Origin of the sequence: Bacteroides sp. OM05-12 (assembly GCF_003438995.1) — a bacterium.
Classification (GTDB): domain Bacteria; phylum Bacteroidota; class Bacteroidia; order Bacteroidales; family Bacteroidaceae; genus Bacteroides.
This window is the reverse complement of record NZ_QSUN01000041.1, coordinates 1-19,091: the sequence shown is the minus strand read 5'-3', so window position 1 is coordinate 19,091 and position 19,091 is coordinate 1. Positions and strand designations below refer to the sequence as shown.

The following is a 19,091-nucleotide window of genomic DNA, read 5'->3' as shown; positions in this document are numbered from 1 at the left end:
GTACAGATTAACTAAGTTATATGCATAATAGGAAATCCATCAGGGTTTTACGTTGATCCAAAATTCGGGACCATGTGTATGGAGAGATTAATAAAATTAATCTCTCTGTTAAGTTCAACGGCACACGACTTTTGCCGATTGCCCAACCTGATTTTACCCCCCAAAGCCATTCCTCAATCTTTAGCTTTGAGCCGAATTGTACAATGGTATTACCAATGATAATTTTTCTGAGAATCGGAAAAACAGCATCGGGATTTGCTTCTGTCCTCTCCGTGTCACCCTCTCGTTTGAGGTAAAAGAACTCGCAACTATATACAACACTTGGTACAATAAAGTATATAATTACGTCATTTTATACCTCTTAATAAATGAATAATTTTCTGCAATTTCAGATACAAAGTAACCTCCATACAAAATAATTTAAAATGATTACGAAAAGGTATATAACCTAATTTATGTCGCAAACAGAAATCTAACCTATTTATTTCAATCTGACTTAGATGAAAACGGAACTTATCCAATATATATTCTTGTTCTTTTTTAGAAAATACAGTTCTATATTTTAAAAAATATGAATATTCTCCAATAATATTTTTCCAACGTATGTCTTCTTGTTTTGATATAATTATTTCGTTTACTCTTTCTGCTATCAATGTTTTTTTCAAATTTAAGCCAGCATCCATTAAATCAAAATGAAAAATACTACATTTCTTTGTCATTGAATCTATATGTTGCCGATAATAATAAATTGCATCAGAAAGACGAACCTCCCGACAATGCAAAAAGTGAATACGAGAAGTATTATCATCACTGTGCAGTTTACTCGTATCGTCATATGGGTATTTCTGGTGAATATCATTTCTTATCATATATAAGCCATGAATACTCCAATCCAGACTCAGAGACAAAGCATCTTCTCCTGAAAAATGGTCTTTCATTACACGCATTTTATAAGGAATTATTTCACTTGTATTTTGTATATAATATAATACATTAAATAATACAGCATCTGTACGAGGATATTCCATAGCTAATCCATACATTTTACTAAAAGCGTCCAACTCAATCCAATCATCACTATCTACCATGGCAATAAACTCTCCAGAAGCAATTGATAAACCTCTATTCCTTGCTTTGGCTTGTCCTTGATTATTTTTTTGCTCCAAAATATAGATTCTGGAATCCATTTCCTTATATTGACGAAGAATTGAAAGAGTACCATCTGTTGAAGCATCATCAATACAAATAATTTGAATTTCACGCAATGTCTGATTAATTAATGAATCAAGACATTTCCCTATATATTTTTCCGCATTGTACGCAGCTACTAATATTGAAATCTTATAATTCATAAAACTTATTTTTTCTTCAATATCTTATTAAATAAAACAGGAATAATATCTGTACTTTTATTTAATAAATAAAGAGATAACGATAAACAAGATATAACACATATAGAACTTATACCCCAATATAGTATTCCTGAAATATTCAATAGAATTATAATAATTGCCGAAACATAAAAAGGAATAATTAATAATACAATATTGAACACTTCTTTAGAGATTATATAACCATATCTAAAATATCCAACTAAAGAAACAACAATTAGATTGAATATAGCAGAAACAGATAAAGCTAAACCTGCTCCTTTTATTTCAAAGAAATCATACCCTAATAAAAATACTAACACAAAGAATACATTATAAGAGAACTCTTGAAATAAATATAATAATGAGTCACCTTTAGCTAACGCTGCATATTCTATTGGCCAAATAAATGCTCTCAATAAAAGATTTAGAGAAGCAAATTGAATCATTCCAACTACAGGCAAAAAACTGTCCGCATATAAAAGTGGGATTATCAAAGGAGAAAATAATACCAATATCACAACAACAGGAGTAATTAATAAAAGTGTTATCTCAATTTGCCGATTAATTAAAATCATCATTTGTTTTGTATCCCGATTCACAGCTGATAAACGAGGAAAATAATCTGTACTCATCGCTACAAAAATTAAACCAGCATATGTAACTACAATGGCATAACCTGCATTATATAAACCAACCATTGAAGTATCACCGGATTTAAGCATTATTAAACGGATTATATACTCAACCAAAGAACCTAAAATAGCAGCAAAAACCATAGAAATACCTAATTTTATAAGATTTGATCCTTTTCTAAGATAAACAAAGGAATAATCAGATATTTTCAATGGCATATATTTAAAACTATAATGAGCTGTAAGACAAGCCATGGCAATAGCACTGAATAAAAGTGAAGATACAATACCCTCCATTCCTAACCAACAATATAAAGGAATAGATATGCAAATAACTAAAATAGAACCATAGATTGAGATTAAAGCTATTTGATTTAACCTCCTAATGCCTTTTAAAAGAGCCAATTCACCTCCTGAGAAGGAAGTTAATCCAATAACAGGAGACAACATCATCAAAGAAAAAGTATAATCATAATTATTAAAGGTCAAAACACTTAGTAGTGGTGCAGAAATTAAACCTATCAATGTACCAATAATAGCTGTCAATGCAGACCAATTACGAACTTTCTTTATTACTAATTGTAGATTATCCTTTTGATCTATTACTTCTGCAACTTCGCGTACTGCACTTGAGGAAATACCAATATTCGTAAAGCTACCAACCATTGTTATAATCGAATTCAAAACCGAAATCAAACCTATTCCAGAAGTTCCTAATAATACGGCTATTACTTTATTTTTCACTAAAGAAACAAATAAAGTTATACCCTGTACTCCACCCAAAAGCCCTGTAGACTTCACTATTTGGGCATATTCCTCTTTTTTTTGCTGTTTCTCCACCATTAAAATTATTAATATGCAAAGATAATTATTATCAGAATATTAAAAAGATATCATTCCTATTTTATATTTTTGCAAAAACATTTCACTATAAAATGAAACCAGTAGTATCCGTTCTCATTATTACTTATAATCAAGAAAAATATATCGAACAAGCTATTTTAGGAGCAATCAATCAAAAGTGCAATTTCCCTTTCGAAATCGTAATAGGAGAAGACTGTTCATCTGATAAAACATTGGAAATATGTAACCACTATCAGAAAATATATCCTAATAATATTAGAGTTATTGCTAATAAAACGAACAAAGGACTATTAAATAATTATTTTGACACATTGCTACTCTGTCAGGGCAAATATATTGCAGACTGTGCTGGTGACGATTTTTGGACTGATGAATATAAACTACATCGGCAGGTTGAAATCTTAGAAAATAACCCTAACGCTTCACTCACTTATACTGATTACTCTCATTATCTTCAAGATTCAAATACTTTCATTCATAATAGACAGACATTTTTAAATAATAAGCCCCAAAAGCATATAAGAACCTATCAAGATGATGTTTATGAGTTATTAAATCAGCATGAGCATCCATTTATCTTTGTCGGCACATCTTGTTTCAGAATGAGTGCGTTCTTAAATAGTTATAATAAACATACTGAATATTTCAGAAATCCAATATATACTTGTGAGGATTTCCAGTTAACTTTCTTTCTTCTTAAAGAAGGTGATTTTTATTATGAGGATATAGAAACAACAGCATATCGGATAATACCAAATACAATTAGTAGACAAAAAGATTTAACCAAACAATTTTCATATACATATGGAGCATTCTTACTACGAATGAATCTTATGAATCAATTTAAATTTAAAGTATCTAAATGCAAAGAGTTTATGACAATATATTATATTCCACTATTATCTTTGACAACTATATTAAATTTGAAAGAAGAACAAAACAAAATCATTGACATATACAAAAAAACAAATTACCGTCCAACATTACAAGTCAGATTTCACTTATTAATAGCATCTAATAAATTATTGTCTAAACTATTCAGATATATAAAAACACATTTACTTCACTAAAATCCTAACAAGCTTCCATGCTCCTCTTCCACCACACTTTATATAAAAATAAAGTAGTTGGAATAATATGCGCAGACATAAAGAGGCAGGTTTTTCATATTCAGCACTCTTTAAGCACTTCTGATTTAATGCAAATTGTTTTTCCTGATAAAGCAACCCTGCCAGCCAAAGCCTACGATAATATAACAATGCCAAACAAGAAATCTTCTTTACATAATTACTTTTCTTAATGACTATTGTCGCCCTGTCTATTGCATGTATCAAATAGTCATAACTATTAGAAAAGCTCAAGCCTGTTATACTCTTTTCATGTTGATTTATATAATCCAGTGAAATATCTTTAACCCATACGAGCTTTTGTGAATGCAATAATAAACGAATACCCAATTCCCAATCTTGCCAACGAAAAATTGTTTCATCCCAAGCTCCAACATTTTTAACAAGAGTAGTACGAACAACCATATCCTGCGTACTTAACATACCAACCAATATTTGGTCCTCTACCGTACAAGAATATAATTTATTACGAATAAAGCTACCCTTATTTCTTCTAATCGTGCTAATAGTAGCTATAATATCAGCATTTGTCTCTTTTATTTTATTTGCAATTAATTCCATACGATTTTCCATCATTTCATCATCTGAATCATAAAAAGATACATAATCACTTTTCACGAGACTAAGCCCTTTATTACGAGCTGCATTAGCACCGGCTTTCAATTCCTGACAAACTGTAATGACAAAATCGTCCGAGTTATATTTTGCCTGATAATCTTTACAAATTTGAAGTGTTAAGTCAGTAGAACCATTATCAACCAAAATCAACTCCAAAGGTCTATAAGTCTGCCTCCAGATAGTATCAAGAGTACGCAATAATAAATTACTTCTATTATAAACAGGAATAACAATTGAGATCCTCATTTCTTATAATCTTATTGAATAACACATATTCTTGTTGATAAACATCTTCCCATGTATTAAATGTCTTACTTTCTACAACATTTACTCTACCATAAAGGACATCACAAACTTTTTGCACAAAAAGCTCCTTCCAATTAAGTTTTTGATCATCTACTAAATAAGAATCAGATAATATTTCAGGAATTCCTCCCACAGAATTCGATACACAAACAGTTCCACAGGCTAAGGCTTCTAATAGAACAAGCGGATAACCCTCTTTTTTGCTTGGAAGAATTAAAACATCTGATACATTCATTAGTTCAGCAACTTTCATCGCTGAAACCCTACCCCAAAAGGTTACATTCAACAAGTTATCATTACACTCAATCTCTATTTGTTTTCTCAAAGAGCCATCACCTACTATCCAAAAAGAAACGTTTTCTACTTTTTTTATTATCTCACTGAATATAAAAGGCAAAAGATCTGCTCGCTTAACTATTTCTAAATTTCCATAAAAAGCAACTATTTTTCCTGATATTTTCAAGTTTTCACGAATCTGCTTCTTTTCTTCTAATGTTCGCTGATAAAAAATAGTAGGATCAAAGCCATTACATACAATATATGAATTATTAATTTGATAGAAAGTCCGTGCTATTCCTAATAAATATCGACTAACAAAAATATTAGCAGAAGCCTGTTTCATTACCCGTTTCAGGGTTTTCTTCCAGCACAAAGGTGATGAATGGATATCAGAGCCATGATAACAAACGGCAAATGGTTTATTTAAAAGTTTGGATAATTGCATTGCAAATAGTCCACATTCTAATCCCCAATGAGCAATTATTAAATCAGGAGAATCCTTTTTCCTGTTCTTTACAAAGCCTTTTACATATAACAAATAAAACAAATCCGGATATGAAAGTTTTTCTAATATATAGGAAATAAGAGTTTCACAGTACCAGATATTATGATAAACAATACTATCATACACAAATTCCTTTTTCCCTCTTTTCTTTACCTCAACTTTAAACAAGGTTCTTATAAATCGAAGCAAAGAAGAATGATATTTCCTTATAGAATATACTTCTATATTGTGATTATGTTCTTGAAACTTTTTTATCCTATTATGAACAGCGTAAAAAAGTCCCATTTTTTTTTCCTCAGAACTATCTACAATATAACATATTTTCATTGCTTACATACTAAATTTATTTACCGCATTCATCACAACCTCAACTTCTTCATCCGTCATAACCGGGCTAACAGGCAAACTTAATATTTCATCATGTATTTGTTCTGTAATGGGATAAGATTTATTATTCCATTCTTTGTAAGCTCCCTGTTTGTGTGGAGGAATCGGATAATGTATCAATGTCTCGATGTTCTGTGCTCTCAGATATTTTTGCAGTTCATCACGATACTTACAACGGATAGGGAAAACATAAAAGACATTACTCTCCCAATCTCTGACTATCGGTAATATGATTTCAGGATTAGATATGTTTTTTAAATAACTCTTTGCAATAGCCCTCCTTCTATCATTATCAATATCCAAACGTTTCAACTTCACACTTAATATAGCCGATTGAATTTCATCTAAACGGCTATTGGTACCTTTATATAAATTAATATATTTCTCAGAAGCTCCATAATTTGCTATAACCCTGATCGTATCTGCCAAAGCTTTATCGTTAGTGGTCACTGCCCCACCATTGCTTAAAGCGCCAATATTCTTTCCCGGATAAAAACTAAACCCGGATGCATCTCCTAAATTACCGGTTCTCCTGCCTTTATAAACAGCACCATGGGCTTGGGCTGAATCTTCAATAACTTTCAAACCATATTTGTTCGCTATCCGATTCACCTCATCCATATCCACTGTCTGTCCATAAAGGTGTACCACCATAATAGCCTTTGTACGCTTTGTTACAAGAGACTCTATTTTAGCAGTGTCTATCAAATAATCATCTAATGAAGGCTCACAAAGGACCGGAGTCAAATTGTTATTGCTTATAGCTAAAATTGATGCGATAAATGTATTGGCAGGAACAATCACTTCATCTCTTTCACTCATAACACCCAATTCTATATAAGCTCTCAGGATAAGGGTCAAAGCATCCAGTCCGTTGGCTACACCGATACAATATGATGTACCACAATAGGAAGCAAAATTATCCTCGAATTTCTTCACTTCTTCTCCCAAGAGATACCATCCGGAGCTTATCACACGCTGTACTTCCTGTGACAACTCCGGTTCAAAAGAATCCGTAATCCGCTTTATATCCAGAAATTTAATCATTATAAGTTCAATTCATAAGTATCAAAAACAATCGCCCGTGCCCCACAAGTTTCTTTCCTGAATATTAAGTTTTCATTTAATACCCATCCCCCTTGTTCATTAGAGTTCCCTATATCGATATAACGTTTCTCCGGACATACTTCGTATGTAACATGATAAAAAAGTAAATCCAAGGCACCAAGCTCCATACCTTCTTCTGTAGCCGAACTATATTGTATATGTATCAGGTCATTCATTATAAAAATGACACAACCTCCCACTACCACCTCTCCAATACGAACTTCAAATAATTGAATTTGTTCCGGAAACAGGGAGTACAGATATTCTATTTCTTTTTGTGTATGAACCGAGTTAACATGATACTTACTGGACAATCTATTATTCAAGATCTTCCAGAAAGCTGTAAAGTCCGTCGAGCCGCAAACCGTCATTCCTGCCTCCTGTGCTTTACGAATGTGCCGTTTACGAATACGGCTAAAAGGTATAACATCCTTTTTATCTATTACAGACGAAAGTAACCTTTGCTGCAAAACAGCTTTATGACGGAACAATGCATACAAGTCCTCTTCCGAAGGATAGTTATGGTAAATATGGGGAATCGGTTTATAAATCAGTTTCTCCACTTGAAGGTTTTCGTGCAAATAGGCCAACAATTCATCAAACAGCTGCAAAACCTGACACGCCATTATTTCCCGTGACAGTAACAGCCCCCCATACGTCAACCCCTGATGGGAATAGAGCGTATAAGTATCTTCATTGATGTTTGCCGGAAGAAGCGCCAGCAATTTATTCCCTTCAAAGAATAAAAAAGAGCAATCCCTAAATCTATCCGAATGGTATTCCATAAAATTTCTTTTCAATAGAAAAGTACCATTCTTTGATTTATCTACAAAAGTATCCCACGCATCCTTATATTCTTTCGTATATCTTACAATTTGCATGATTTAAAAGATAAAAAGTCTTGGTAATCACGGATATAATCCGATTCATCATATTTCTCTGAGGCAAGAACCATACAGATGGCCCCAGACGAAAAGTTTAATAACTCACGCCAAATACCGGGTACGATCTGCAAAGCAAAATTCGGACGATCCAGATGGATCAGTTTTTTGTTGCATCCATCATCCAAAAGTACATCAAAACTACTACTTGCAGCAATCAGATATTGACAAAGGCCGCGATGTGCATGTCCTCCACGTGTAGCACCGGAGGGGATATCATAAGTATAATATATCCTTTTCACATCAAACGGGACTTCCACCCCGTTATTCAGTGCCGTCAAGTTTCCCGCACGGTTATGTTCTTTCGGCAACTCAAATACATTGCAGTTGTATACCGTAGTAACCGGAGAATTGTAAGCCGATAATAACGGACTGATATCAGTCTGCTGCCGAACTGAAAGTATCGTTTTGCTTTTTAATTCCTTTATAAATGAGTCGTAATCCCAAATGTAATCACTCGGATCATACGGCATGGAGGAAAGAACCAGGCAAAGTGAATTGGTTGAAAAGTTTTCCATCGTGCGCCAAGTCATTCGAGGAACATATACTCCCATATAGGAGCGGTTCAGAGAATAACGACGTGTCTCCTTGCCATCATTCAATACCAAATCAAAACTACCGGAGAGTGCAACAATAAATTCCTCTTGCTCACGAAAAGCATGGCTCCCACGAATTTCTCCACCCGGAACATCATATATCCAATAAGTACGGGCTATTTTAAAAGGAATATGGAAATTCTCTTCTATAAACGAAAGATTTCCCCTATCGTCTATTATCTTGGGAAGCTGGATGAAACGCTCCTTTCGTTGATCTGATATATTTCCCGTTTCTTGCATTTATGCCTTCTTTAAGTTCTACTATACCCACAAAGATAGAGATTACTCCGTAAATAACGATAAAAACGAAGAAAGTTTTTCAAAAGAAACGGGAATGACAAGAATATTCCACATTATAAAAGAGACGCACTGATGGCATTTTATAAACATACGGTCCGTTGTCTTCAAACATACGGTCCTTTGCATTTAAACATACGGTCGATTAAAAACAAACGTCCTTACGTTTTTTTAATTCGTAAGGACGTTATTGGATATGGCACGTATATTACTAGAATACAGGCAATTGATAGATGAATCCCAACGACAGTCTGTTCGTATTATAGTTTGATGAGCCAAAAGCCTCAGCTTTATTCGTAAAATCATAGGACCTGCCCACATAAGTGAGGAAAAAATGAAGATTTGTCTTCATCGGATAATACTCTATTCCGGCAAGATAGCCCCATGATGTACGGTATTTCCCTTTCTCAATTCCCTCGTTTGCTTTTGCAACGGACGCAGTTTCATACATTCCTTTTACAAATACATTCCATTTCGGAAGAAAACGATAATTCAGCTTTGCCACCAAAGAAAGATAACGGGTATCAAAAGCATGATGGTAACCGGTCTCTTCATTACCCAGCATATCTTTAGGTACTATTGATGTTATAACGCCTTCCCTATCTATATCCTCACTGGAGTACATCACATCTACAAACATATTGAACTTATCTAAAGTCAACTCATTACCGAAAGCCAGATAATACAGCCATTTATCTTTCGCCTCACTCATGGCAGAAGCAGACCAACGGGTTTTAAATACATCGCTAAAGCTTCCATTCCAATTCAAGGTATATACCAACGGCAATTTCGACGGACGTATATCCGGGGATACGCCATAGGTACTTTCCATGGAACCGTTGCGACTATTCAATATCTGGAGTTGAAGTTGCTGTGTCGGGGTAAGATCATATATCGTATTCAGTCCGGTCATAAAATTACTCATATTGTCAATCATATCACTATACTCATAAATCTCAATCGGATTTAAATCGAATTCGATGCCACCATACGCAGCACACTGCTTTCCTATATTAAAAGTCAAGTCTTCTATCGGCTTCACACCTATCATTGCATAATCGATAGAGGTTGGCACATTATCCATCATGCCACTACCGTCATTAGAACGGTTCAAACGCTGACGATAACGATAAGATAACCAAGGAGTGATCTGCCCTTTCGCTTCAATCCTCAACTGACGCATTTTAAAACTACCGTTATCAAGTCCGTCACGGAAATTCAAATCAAAGCTTCCTTGCATATTAAGAAACAAGTTGAACTTATCCGTTTTCTTTTTCATATTGGTAAGTTCCTCAAAAAGGGTTTTATCTTCCATAAATCCCTTCTTCTCTACTTTCTGTTGGGCGTTCGCATAAGGCAATAGTCCAACTAGAAGTAAAAGAAACATTAGTTTTCTCATACTAGTCAAAATTGGTTTAGGTTTATTTTTTTCTACCTGTCGTTACAGGCTTTTACAGAATCATCAATATCTCTGCAACAGAGTTTCAGATATTAATATTCATTGAAATATTCTTGGATCTTCTTCCAATCATTCGTTTTGGTCAGTGCCAGCATCAACAGTACTCTTGCCTTTTGTGGATTTAATTCCTGGGAAGCGATAAACTGATACTTATTATCATCTACTTCGGCATCAAGCGTAGTAGGGCCCGTCGGCACGCGTGAAGAGCGAACGACAAGAATACCTTGCCTACGGGCTTTTTCCAACACAGGGAAGATATTCTTATGAATATTACCGTTTCCTACTCCTGCATGGATTATACCACGATAGCCATTGTTAAGCAACGGAGTCACCATATCTGCTTCAATGTTGGAATAGCTATATACAATTCCCACTTTAGGCAACGACTTCATATCATTTACATCAAACACAGATTGAGTTGTATGTTTCTTCAATGTTATCTGATTATAATATACTTTTCCATTCAATATGTATCCCAAAGCACCGGAGTTAGGAGCTTGGAAAGTCTGTACATCCACCGTATTCATTTTTGTCACGGCATGAGCACCGAGAATCAGTCCGTTCATGGCAACCAAAACACCTTTATCTTTGGACTCTTTTGCTCCGGCTACTACCACAGCATCATATAGGTTCAAAGGACCATCAGCACTAAGAGCCGTTGACGGACGCATTGCTCCAACCAACACCACCGGCTTATCACTCTTTACGGTCAAATTCAGGAAAAAGGCGGTCTCTTCCATCGTATCGGTTCCATGTGTAATGACTATGCCATCTACATCCGGACGCTTTAATAACTCATTAATTCTTTTTGCCAATGTCAGCCACACATCATCATTCATATCCTGAGAGCCAATCTTTACAATCTGTTCTCCGGTCACATTAGCAATATCCTTTATTTGAGGAACAGCATCCAACAAAGTACTGATAGCAACTTGTCCGGCTGTATAGTTAGTTCCCGTAGCAGATGCACCCGTACCGGCAATTGTACCACCGGTAGCAAGAATCACAATATTCGGCTTTTGCGCCAGCGCGGTGAAAGAGGATAATACCACCACCGCGAGCAACAGAGTCAGTTTTCTTAATCTTTCCATAATTACAAAGTTTTGGTTAAATATATATTAGTAAACTTGAATAAGCAGCAGCCCCAAGGCAATAGAAACAAAAGTGGCTACCAGTCCCGGCATCATGAAAGAATGATTCAGCACGTACTTACCAATCTTCGTCGTACCGGTGCGGTCAAAATTTATGGCAGCTATTACCGTTGGATAATTAGGTATAAAGAAATAACCATTCACTGCCGGGAATAAAGCAATAAGCATATAAGGAGAAATCCCAAGCGCAATACCTAGCGGAACAATGGCACGCACGGTTGCAGCCTGACTATATAAAAGGATAGACATTACAAATAAGGCCAATCCGAAAAGCCAGGGCATTTGTCGTACCACCGTTTCTATGGAAGCAGTCAGCTCCGCCATATTCCCCTGCAAGAAAGTATCCCCCATCCATGCTATACCGAAAATGGCAATCACCGCCTGCATACCTGCCGGAAAGACCGAACCCTGCGTTGCTTTTATTCCATCTGTTTTGGAAAAAATTAAAATAATCGCCGCAGCCGACAGCATTATTATTTCAATAATGGAAGGCATATCCAGCATAACCGTTTCTCCACCCACCACAAATGAAGGTCTCATACCGCTAAAAGACCCGAACAGAACAATCAGTACTGTGGCGAGAATAAAGATAAAGACAGAAAGTTTCGCCTGCTTTATATTCTTCACATCCTTAATAGTATGTCTCTTATCTTCTAAAATACCCTCTGTTACACGACGTTGGTATTCAGGATCATCAACCAATTCCTTGCCTACCCTCATAGAAAAGAGTGCACCCACTAACACTCCAATCAATGTAGCCGGAATAGTAACTTTCAGTATATCAAACAAAGTTATATTAAATCCGGTCAGTAACCCTAGTAAAGCCACAGTTGCAGCAGATATAGGACTAGCGGTTATTGCCTGCTGGGAAGCGATTACCGCAATACCTAACGGACGTTCCGGACGAATCTTTGTTTCCGTAGCAACTTCTGCAATCACCGGAAGTACAGAATAAGCAACGTGCCCTGTACCGGCAACAAACGTAAACAAATAAGTGACCAACGGACTAAGAATAGTAACATGAGAAGGATTCTTACGCAAAAGTTTCTCCGCCAACTTCACCATATAGTCCAATCCACCGGCAGCTTGCATACATGAAGCAGCCGAAATCACAGCTACAATCATTAACATAACATCGATCGGAGGTGCCGTTGGTTGGAGTCCGAATACAAATGTCAATATGGCAAGCCCGATACCTCCCATAACTCCGAGCCCGATGCCTCCTAAACGGGCACCCACAATAATTGCAGTTAATACAAAAGCTAATTGTAATATCATGTCGGTTTGTTTTTAATATGTAACAAAAGAAAATCTAATTGGTTTATTTATTCCCTAAATTTATTTAAGTTTCATTTTGTTACTAAAATCATAAATATATTGGAGATAATCGATTCTGGTTAAAGTTTATTAACTATATAATAAAGGTTATTACTTTCAAAACAATTAATTTCGTCTTCTGGTTATAGGTGTATTATTAAATAAATTAACCATTAAATATATTCTATCATGGATATCGAATCAACAAAAAAGACGCGTACAGAAAGCGATCTATTAGGAAGTAAAGAAGTGCCGGAAGAAGCACTTTACGGGGTACAAACCATGCGTGGCATTGAAAATTTTGTCATCAGTAAATTTCACTTGAATGAATACCCCTTGTTTATCAAAGGTATGGCTATCACTAAAGCCGGAGCAGCAATAGCAAACCATGAATTGGGCTTGCTTTCGGATGAAATGACTGAAGCGATCCTGAAGGCCTGTAATGAAATCATTGAAGGTCAGCATCATGAGCAATTTCCTGTTGACATGATTCAAGGAGGCGCAGGCACGACAGTAAACATGAACGCCAACGAAGTAATAGCCAACCGTGCTCTTGAACTCATGGGACACAAACGCGGAGAATACCAATACTGCTCTCCAAACGATCACGTTAATTGTGCGCAATCTACCAATGATGCTTATCCGACAGGTATCCATATCGGAATGTATTATACACACCTGAAACTGAAAAAACATTATGAAGAGCTTATTGACTCTTTCCAGAAGAAAGCTAAAGAATTTGAACATATCATCAAGATGGGACGTACCCAACTGGAAGATGCCGTGCCTATGACGTTAGGTCAGACGTTCAATGGATTTGCCAGCATCTTACGCGATGAAATCAGAAATCTGGATTTTGCAGCAGAGGACTTCCTGACTGTAAACATGGGAGCAACTGCCATTGGCACAGGTATTACCGCACAACCCGGATACGCAGAGAAATGCGTTGCAGCACTATGCAAAATCACCGGATTAAAAATTAAGCTATCCGAAGACTTAGTAGGTGCAACCTCTGATACGTCTAGTATGGTTGGGTATTCATCTGCTATGCGTCGTATCGCTACTAAAATGAATAAAATATGCAATGATCTCCGTTTATTAGCTTCCGGCCCTCGTTGCGGATTAGGTGAAATTAATCTCCCTGCAATGCAACCGGGTTCTTCCATTATGCCGGGCAAAGTCAATCCGGTTATTCCTGAAGTGATGAGTCAGGTCGCTTATAAAGTTATTGGTAATGATTTATGTGTCACAATGTGCAATGAAGCTGCACAAATGGAACTAAATGCAATGGAACCTGTTATGGCTCAATGCTGTTTTGAGAGTGCAGAATTATTAATGAATGGCTTTGACACGCTCCGTACCCGTTGTGTAGATGGCATTATAGCCAACGAAGAACGTTGCCGCCGTTATGTACACGATAGTATTGGAGTAGTAACAGCTCTGAACCCGATTATCGGCTACAAGAATTCTACTAAAATAGCGAAAGAGGCACTTGAAACAGGACGCGGAGTATATGAATTGGTTTTAGAACACGAAATCTTATCAAAAGAGGATTTGGATACAATACTTAAACCGGAAAATATGATTAAACCGGTCAAGTTGAATATTAAACCGAAGAAATAAAACGAAATATAATAATTAACTCTATTACCTCGTAGCATTTATCACTCGCTACGAGGTATTTTTTATTCTAATCCCACCTTTTTAAGAAGTCGTTCTATCTTACATTCTACTGGATTCGTCAGTAACATACGCAATTTATCTATTGCTATGCACGCTATAAAGACTGCCAGTATGACGATTGATACCCATATAAAAAGTTCAAAAGCCCCTTTATTTTCAACACTTTGAAGAATCCAGCCTCTCAATTCAGGCCAAACATAGGGATTCATATGAATAATGTAAACAGAAAGTACGGATGAAGCAATCCAATTAATCCACCATTCCTTTCCGATTTTCATAGTAGCAAACCATAAAAACAAACAAATAGACGAAATAACAACAATAGGATGATTATAATCGTACACGTATTTATCAAAGTAGTTACCTCCATATAAAAGAAGTAAAATGGACCAGATCAGGAATAATAAAGAACCAAAGATATATCCCCAAAAAGATTTTATATGTACATTTTTAATCCTCTCAATGCCATAATGTTTCAAATATCGGCCGATAACATACATATATAACATCTGTGATATTCCATATCCAAACTGATTAATATCCCATTTCCATAACCAGCCAAAATAAATATTTATAATTGCAAATATAATTAAGACTCTAATATATTCTTTATGCGATAGCCCATCAACAGCCCGGTTCAATAAAGGTGCAAATAAATATAAACCTACATAAGCACGAATAAACCACAAGGGAGAATTAGAAAAAGCAAGAAAAGAGTAGAACAAATCTTTTAAGCGGAAGCTCTCCCACCCCATAAAACAAAAAATCAAATAGATGATAACCGAATAAAAGAAACATTGTATAAATAAGGACACCAAATTATGCAACTTAAACTTGATACCAAAATATCCGGAAATTAGAATAAAACAATTCACAGCCACTAAAGCAAAGCTCTCAATTGCCATCTGAGATATCTCAGAGAAAGAAATGCCTTGGCACAAATCTTCATGAGTCGGGAATGGCAATGCAAGCCCGTTAAAATGAAGCACCAAAACAAATAACATTGAAAAAATACGAAGCAATTCCAAATTAGAATCCCTGTTTTTATATTTCCGTACCATTAGGTTTTAATATTAATCTATTTGTTATCGAAACGGGTAATTCATTTTGATAGTGGGTAACCATAATCATCGTTTTATTTTTTCTCAGGCAAAACATTTCTATGATGTCCTTTACCAATTTACGATTTCCCGTATCAAGACCATGTAAAGGTTCGTCAAGAATCAGCAGTTCCGGATCTTTCACAAAAGCACGAGCAAGCAATACAAGCCGCTGTTCACCACTGGATAATTGCAAGAAGGGCTTATCTTTCAAAGCTAAAACACCGAAAATATCCATCCACCACTCGCAAACAGACATTTGCCCCGGTTGCGGACGTTTACATAAGCCTATAGAATCATGCAGTCCGCTTGCCATAATCTCAATCGCAGGAATATTTTTCAAGTAAGCCCTATGCATCTCAGGGGATACATAACCAATATGTTTTTTAATTTCCCAAATACTTTCGCCCGTACCTCTCCTACGTCCAAATAAAGTTATATCACAAGCATACGATTGTGGATTATCCGCACAAATAAGACTAAGCAGGGTAGATTTCCCCGAACCGTTTTCACCGCTAAGAGCCCATTTCTCTCCACATTTTACAGTCCAATCCAATTCTTTCAAAATAGTGCGGTCACCATAGCGAATGCTCACTTTATTCAGTTTTACTATTTCTTCCGATGTAAAAAGAGATTCATTATAAGGTAAATCAATGATACGTTGACGCTTTTCGTCCGTCAATCCCTCTTTTCCTTTAGAGATATAAGAATCCAAATATTCTTCACGGGTTATTTTCTGTCCGCAAACCAAATCACTGACCGGAACCACATGAGTTACAAACGAAGGTATATCATCCAGCATAGAGAGTACAAGTACAATCTGTAAAGATTCTCGTTGAGATATTCGCAGCAATAACTGATTTAAGAGCTCACGAGTCGGTGCATCAAGTCCGATAAAAGGATTATCCATAATAAGCACACGAGGAGCGGTAAGTAAAGTCTTTGTCAGCTGAAACTTACGTAGTTCTCCACTGGACAATAAAATGATTTTTTTATCCAGCATCGGACTTATACGAAAAAAGTCAAACAATTCGTCCTGCAAACTTTTATCGCGAATTTCTCCAAACATTTCACGAACAGTCGGAACGTCATCCTGATCATGGGCATTCCATCGTTGCTGATAATAATAGGTAGCATCGGCCGAGCCATACGTATCTCTAAACGCAATATATTTCACATTATCATATATCATGTTGGTAGGCGAAGGTGAAAAGTCATACTCCACACGACCTTCTTTTAAAGGATATTTACCCAACAAAGTATCTATAAGCAAACTTTTTCCTGCCCCGTTTGGTCCTACCACAGCAATATGTTCACCGGGAATAAACGACAAATTAATAGGTTCTCTTAATCTTACCTGAGGATTACGAACAATTCCTCCTTCTATCGATATAGTCTTTCGTTCCATAATCCTATTTCTTTTTACCAAGAATAACCAACGCCACCGCAAGTAAAATAATCAAAATACCAATATATTGAATAGTCCCGATATGTTCTCCAAGAAAAAGGATACCGATACCGACAGCTGTAAGCGGTTCCATGCACCCCAATACTGCGGTAATAGTAGAACCGACCCGATGAATAGCCAAGATTAGAAACAGATTGGAAACAAGCGTCGGTATTAAACCCAATAACACCAGGTTGATAGCTACGGACATATTGGGTATCCGTTCCAAACCATCCGTCCCCCAAAATACATTCATGCCACAAAACACTGCTGTAAAAGCAAGTACATAAAAAGTCATCACCAATCCATCTACCTTATTGGCACAGGAACGGTTTACACCTACTATATAAGAGCCATAAGCAACAACTGTAATCAGTACCATCCCTACTCCGGGCAGACTTATCGAGCCACCGCCACCACCCATACTCAATAGCCACACTCCTCCAACAGCCATCATTACGGCAATAGTCATTATACGAGATAAATGTTCCTTAAAAAATCCGACCATCAACATTGTGACAAATACCGGATAAAGAAAATGTATAGTAGTGGCTATTCCCGAAGGAATATATAAATATGATTCTAACAAGAACAATGAACTTGCTGTATAGAAGAGACTTAACCCCAGAATAGTAAAAAACTGCTTAATTGTTACCTTTATGCTTGACCTTCTGATTAACAAGAGTAATCCCATCAATAGGGCAGAAAAGAGCATACGATAAAACAATACAGATGCCGTATTCATTCCGCTGCGCAACACGGGGACTGCAAAAAGTGGAATCATTCCAAACGTAGCGGATGATAACATCGCATATAAAATACCTTGAAAACGCTTCATTTCAACAATATACTTCGAATCAACGATTGACCTTGTTCGGATTCTTTGCTATAAAATCCTTCCAACTGTTATAAATCTTCTCCTTTTCCGGTTTACCGGCTTGCAGAAAATGGCAATAAGCCGCTGCCAATCCGTCCGTAGCATCCAACTGAGGCAATAAACTTTCTTTGGGAATATGCAGCATACGCTGCAACATATCCGATACTTGTTCCTTCGAAGCTTGTCCATTACCAGTAATAGCCATTTTTATCTTTAAAGGTGCGTATTCGGTAATAGGAATATCCCTACTCAAAGCGGCAGCCATCGCCACACCTTGTGCACGCCCCAACTTCAACATTGATTGTACATTCTTACCGAAGAAAGGGGCTTCAATAGCTAACTCGTCCGGCAAGTAGGCTTCAATCACCCCTGTTACCCGTTCAAATATCCGGCGGAGTTTTAAATAGTGATTCGAATATTTTCTCAAATCAATAATCCCCATCGTCACCAACTCCGGCTTATTACCGACAACACGTAATACTCCATATCCCATAATCGTAGTTCCGGGATCTATTCCTAAAATAATCTTCTCACGAACCGGAGCGTTCATCGAATTACCTCCATTAATGTAGGAATACCAATCACTTTATCTTTAAATACCGCCAAAAGTTGCTCATTTAACTTTGCTCCCTGCTGCATGTGCCAATGATGCAGTTCCGTACTGTCTTCAACTTCCCATTGCAAAGAAAACGATGCACTACCCTCTTCAAGATGACTGAGTATGCGGCATAAACGAGGATTATGCAATACCCCATTTTTCTCTACCTCTGCGATATAGGCTTCATTCAACCAAATGAGGAAATTCTTCTCCACTTCCTCTTCTACATGATAAGTTGTATTATATAACAGCATAATTTTACCTTTTGGGTACAAAGATAAAGTTAATTATGGAATAATATCAGAGCCCGTTTGATTTTCTACGAATAATAATCTCCAAAATCCGTTCAACTTTTGGAGTGCAGTTCAAAAATGAACTGCACCCCAAAAGTTGGACAGTTAATTATTTGTTTCTATAATTGATTCTA

General features: G+C 36.2%; 17 protein-coding genes. 2 read left to right on the top strand and 15 right to left on the bottom strand.

Annotated elements, in window-relative coordinates; genetic code table 11:
- Nucleotides 1-347: 347 nt before the first annotated feature.
- Nucleotides 348-1,352, bottom strand: coding sequence for a glycosyltransferase family 2 protein (locus DXB63_RS17280; protein WP_122127636.1), 1,005 nt, complete (start codon nucleotides 1,350-1,352; stop codon nucleotides 348-350).
- Between the two features lie 5 nt (nucleotides 1,353-1,357).
- A complete protein-coding gene (locus DXB63_RS17275) occupies nucleotides 1,358-2,848 on the bottom strand; it encodes an oligosaccharide flippase family protein (RefSeq protein ID WP_122127635.1) in 1,491 nt (496 codons plus the stop codon).
- A 92-nt stretch (nucleotides 2,849-2,940) separates the two neighbouring features.
- Here DXB63_RS17275 and DXB63_RS17270 point away from each other — a divergent pair, with 92 nt between their 5' ends.
- On the top strand, nucleotides 2,941-3,939 hold the full coding sequence (locus tag DXB63_RS17270; RefSeq protein WP_122127634.1) for a glycosyltransferase: 999 nt from the start codon (nucleotides 2,941-2,943) through the stop codon (nucleotides 3,937-3,939).
- Here DXB63_RS17270 and DXB63_RS17265 read toward each other — a convergent pair.
- The 8 genes from DXB63_RS17265 to DXB63_RS17230 form a co-directional block, all read right to left on the bottom strand.
- Complete coding sequence (locus tag DXB63_RS17265; protein ID WP_122127633.1) at nucleotides 3,928-4,860, bottom strand: glycosyltransferase family A protein; 933 nt, start codon at nucleotides 4,858-4,860, stop codon at nucleotides 3,928-3,930. The two genes, DXB63_RS17270 and DXB63_RS17265, sit on opposite strands and share 12 nt — an antisense overlap.
- Nucleotides 4,829-6,031 carry a glycosyltransferase gene (locus DXB63_RS17260; protein WP_122127632.1) on the bottom strand — a complete coding sequence of 401 codons (1,203 nt, stop codon included), beginning with the start codon at nucleotides 6,029-6,031 and terminating at the stop codon, nucleotides 4,829-4,831. The genes DXB63_RS17265 and DXB63_RS17260 overlap by 32 nt, the downstream gene beginning before the upstream one ends.
- Nucleotides 6,032-6,034: 3 nt before the next feature.
- Nucleotides 6,035-7,138, bottom strand: a complete 1,104-nt coding sequence (locus DXB63_RS17255; RefSeq protein WP_122127631.1) for a DegT/DnrJ/EryC1/StrS aminotransferase family protein — start codon at nucleotides 7,136-7,138, stop codon at nucleotides 6,035-6,037.
- Complete coding sequence (locus DXB63_RS17250; RefSeq protein ID WP_122127630.1) at nucleotides 7,138-8,079, bottom strand: GNAT family N-acetyltransferase; 942 nt, start codon at nucleotides 8,077-8,079, stop codon at nucleotides 7,138-7,140. The genes DXB63_RS17255 and DXB63_RS17250 overlap by 1 nt, the downstream gene beginning before the upstream one ends.
- A complete protein-coding gene (locus DXB63_RS17245) occupies nucleotides 8,067-8,975 on the bottom strand; it encodes an FdtA/QdtA family cupin domain-containing protein (protein WP_122127629.1) in 909 nt (302 codons plus the stop codon). Before DXB63_RS17245 ends, DXB63_RS17250 begins: the two co-directional genes overlap by 13 nt.
- Before the next feature lie 268 nt (nucleotides 8,976-9,243).
- Entirely contained in the window at nucleotides 9,244-10,431 is a 1,188-nt protein-coding gene (locus DXB63_RS17240) for a porin (protein WP_122127628.1), read from the bottom strand.
- A 92-nt stretch (nucleotides 10,432-10,523) separates the two neighbouring features.
- Nucleotides 10,524-11,582: an L-asparaginase 2 gene (gene ansB / locus DXB63_RS17235; protein WP_122127627.1), complete on the bottom strand. Its 1,059-nt coding sequence runs from the start codon at nucleotides 11,580-11,582 to the stop codon at nucleotides 10,524-10,526.
- 27 nt (nucleotides 11,583-11,609) lie between these two features.
- Nucleotides 11,610-12,920, bottom strand: a complete 1,311-nt coding sequence (locus tag DXB63_RS17230) for an anaerobic C4-dicarboxylate transporter family protein (RefSeq protein ID WP_122127626.1) — start codon at nucleotides 12,918-12,920, stop codon at nucleotides 11,610-11,612.
- A gap of 228 nt (nucleotides 12,921-13,148) precedes the next feature.
- On the opposite strand from DXB63_RS17230, the gene DXB63_RS17225 reads away from it, so the two are divergent.
- Complete coding sequence (locus tag DXB63_RS17225) at nucleotides 13,149-14,582, top strand: aspartate ammonia-lyase (protein ID WP_122127625.1); 1,434 nt, start codon at nucleotides 13,149-13,151, stop codon at nucleotides 14,580-14,582.
- Nucleotides 14,583-14,644: 62 nt separating this feature from the next.
- Here the strand turns inward: DXB63_RS17225 and DXB63_RS17220 are convergent, their stop codons facing one another.
- The 5 genes from DXB63_RS17220 to DXB63_RS17200 are packed head-to-tail and all read right to left on the bottom strand — an operon-like array spanning nucleotide 14,645 to nucleotide 18,918.
- Complete coding sequence (locus DXB63_RS17220; protein WP_122127624.1) at nucleotides 14,645-15,703, bottom strand: acyltransferase; 1,059 nt, start codon at nucleotides 15,701-15,703, stop codon at nucleotides 14,645-14,647.
- Nucleotides 15,687-17,150, bottom strand: a complete 1,464-nt coding sequence (locus DXB63_RS17215; protein ID WP_122127623.1) for an ATP-binding cassette domain-containing protein — start codon at nucleotides 17,148-17,150, stop codon at nucleotides 15,687-15,689. Before DXB63_RS17215 ends, DXB63_RS17220 begins: the two co-directional genes overlap by 17 nt.
- A 4-nt stretch (nucleotides 17,151-17,154) precedes the next feature.
- Nucleotides 17,155-18,027: a DMT family transporter gene (locus DXB63_RS17210; protein WP_122127622.1), complete on the bottom strand. Its 873-nt coding sequence runs from the start codon at nucleotides 18,025-18,027 to the stop codon at nucleotides 17,155-17,157.
- A gap of 19 nt (nucleotides 18,028-18,046) precedes the next feature.
- Nucleotides 18,047-18,616 carry a crossover junction endodeoxyribonuclease RuvC gene (gene ruvC / locus DXB63_RS17205; protein WP_122127621.1) on the bottom strand — a complete coding sequence of 190 codons (570 nt, stop codon included), beginning with the start codon at nucleotides 18,614-18,616 and terminating at the stop codon, nucleotides 18,047-18,049.
- Nucleotides 18,613-18,918, bottom strand: a complete 306-nt coding sequence (locus tag DXB63_RS17200; protein ID WP_122127620.1) for a DUF4286 family protein — start codon at nucleotides 18,916-18,918, stop codon at nucleotides 18,613-18,615. Before DXB63_RS17200 ends, ruvC begins: the two co-directional genes overlap by 4 nt.
- Between the last annotated feature and the right edge of the window lie 173 nt (nucleotides 18,919-19,091).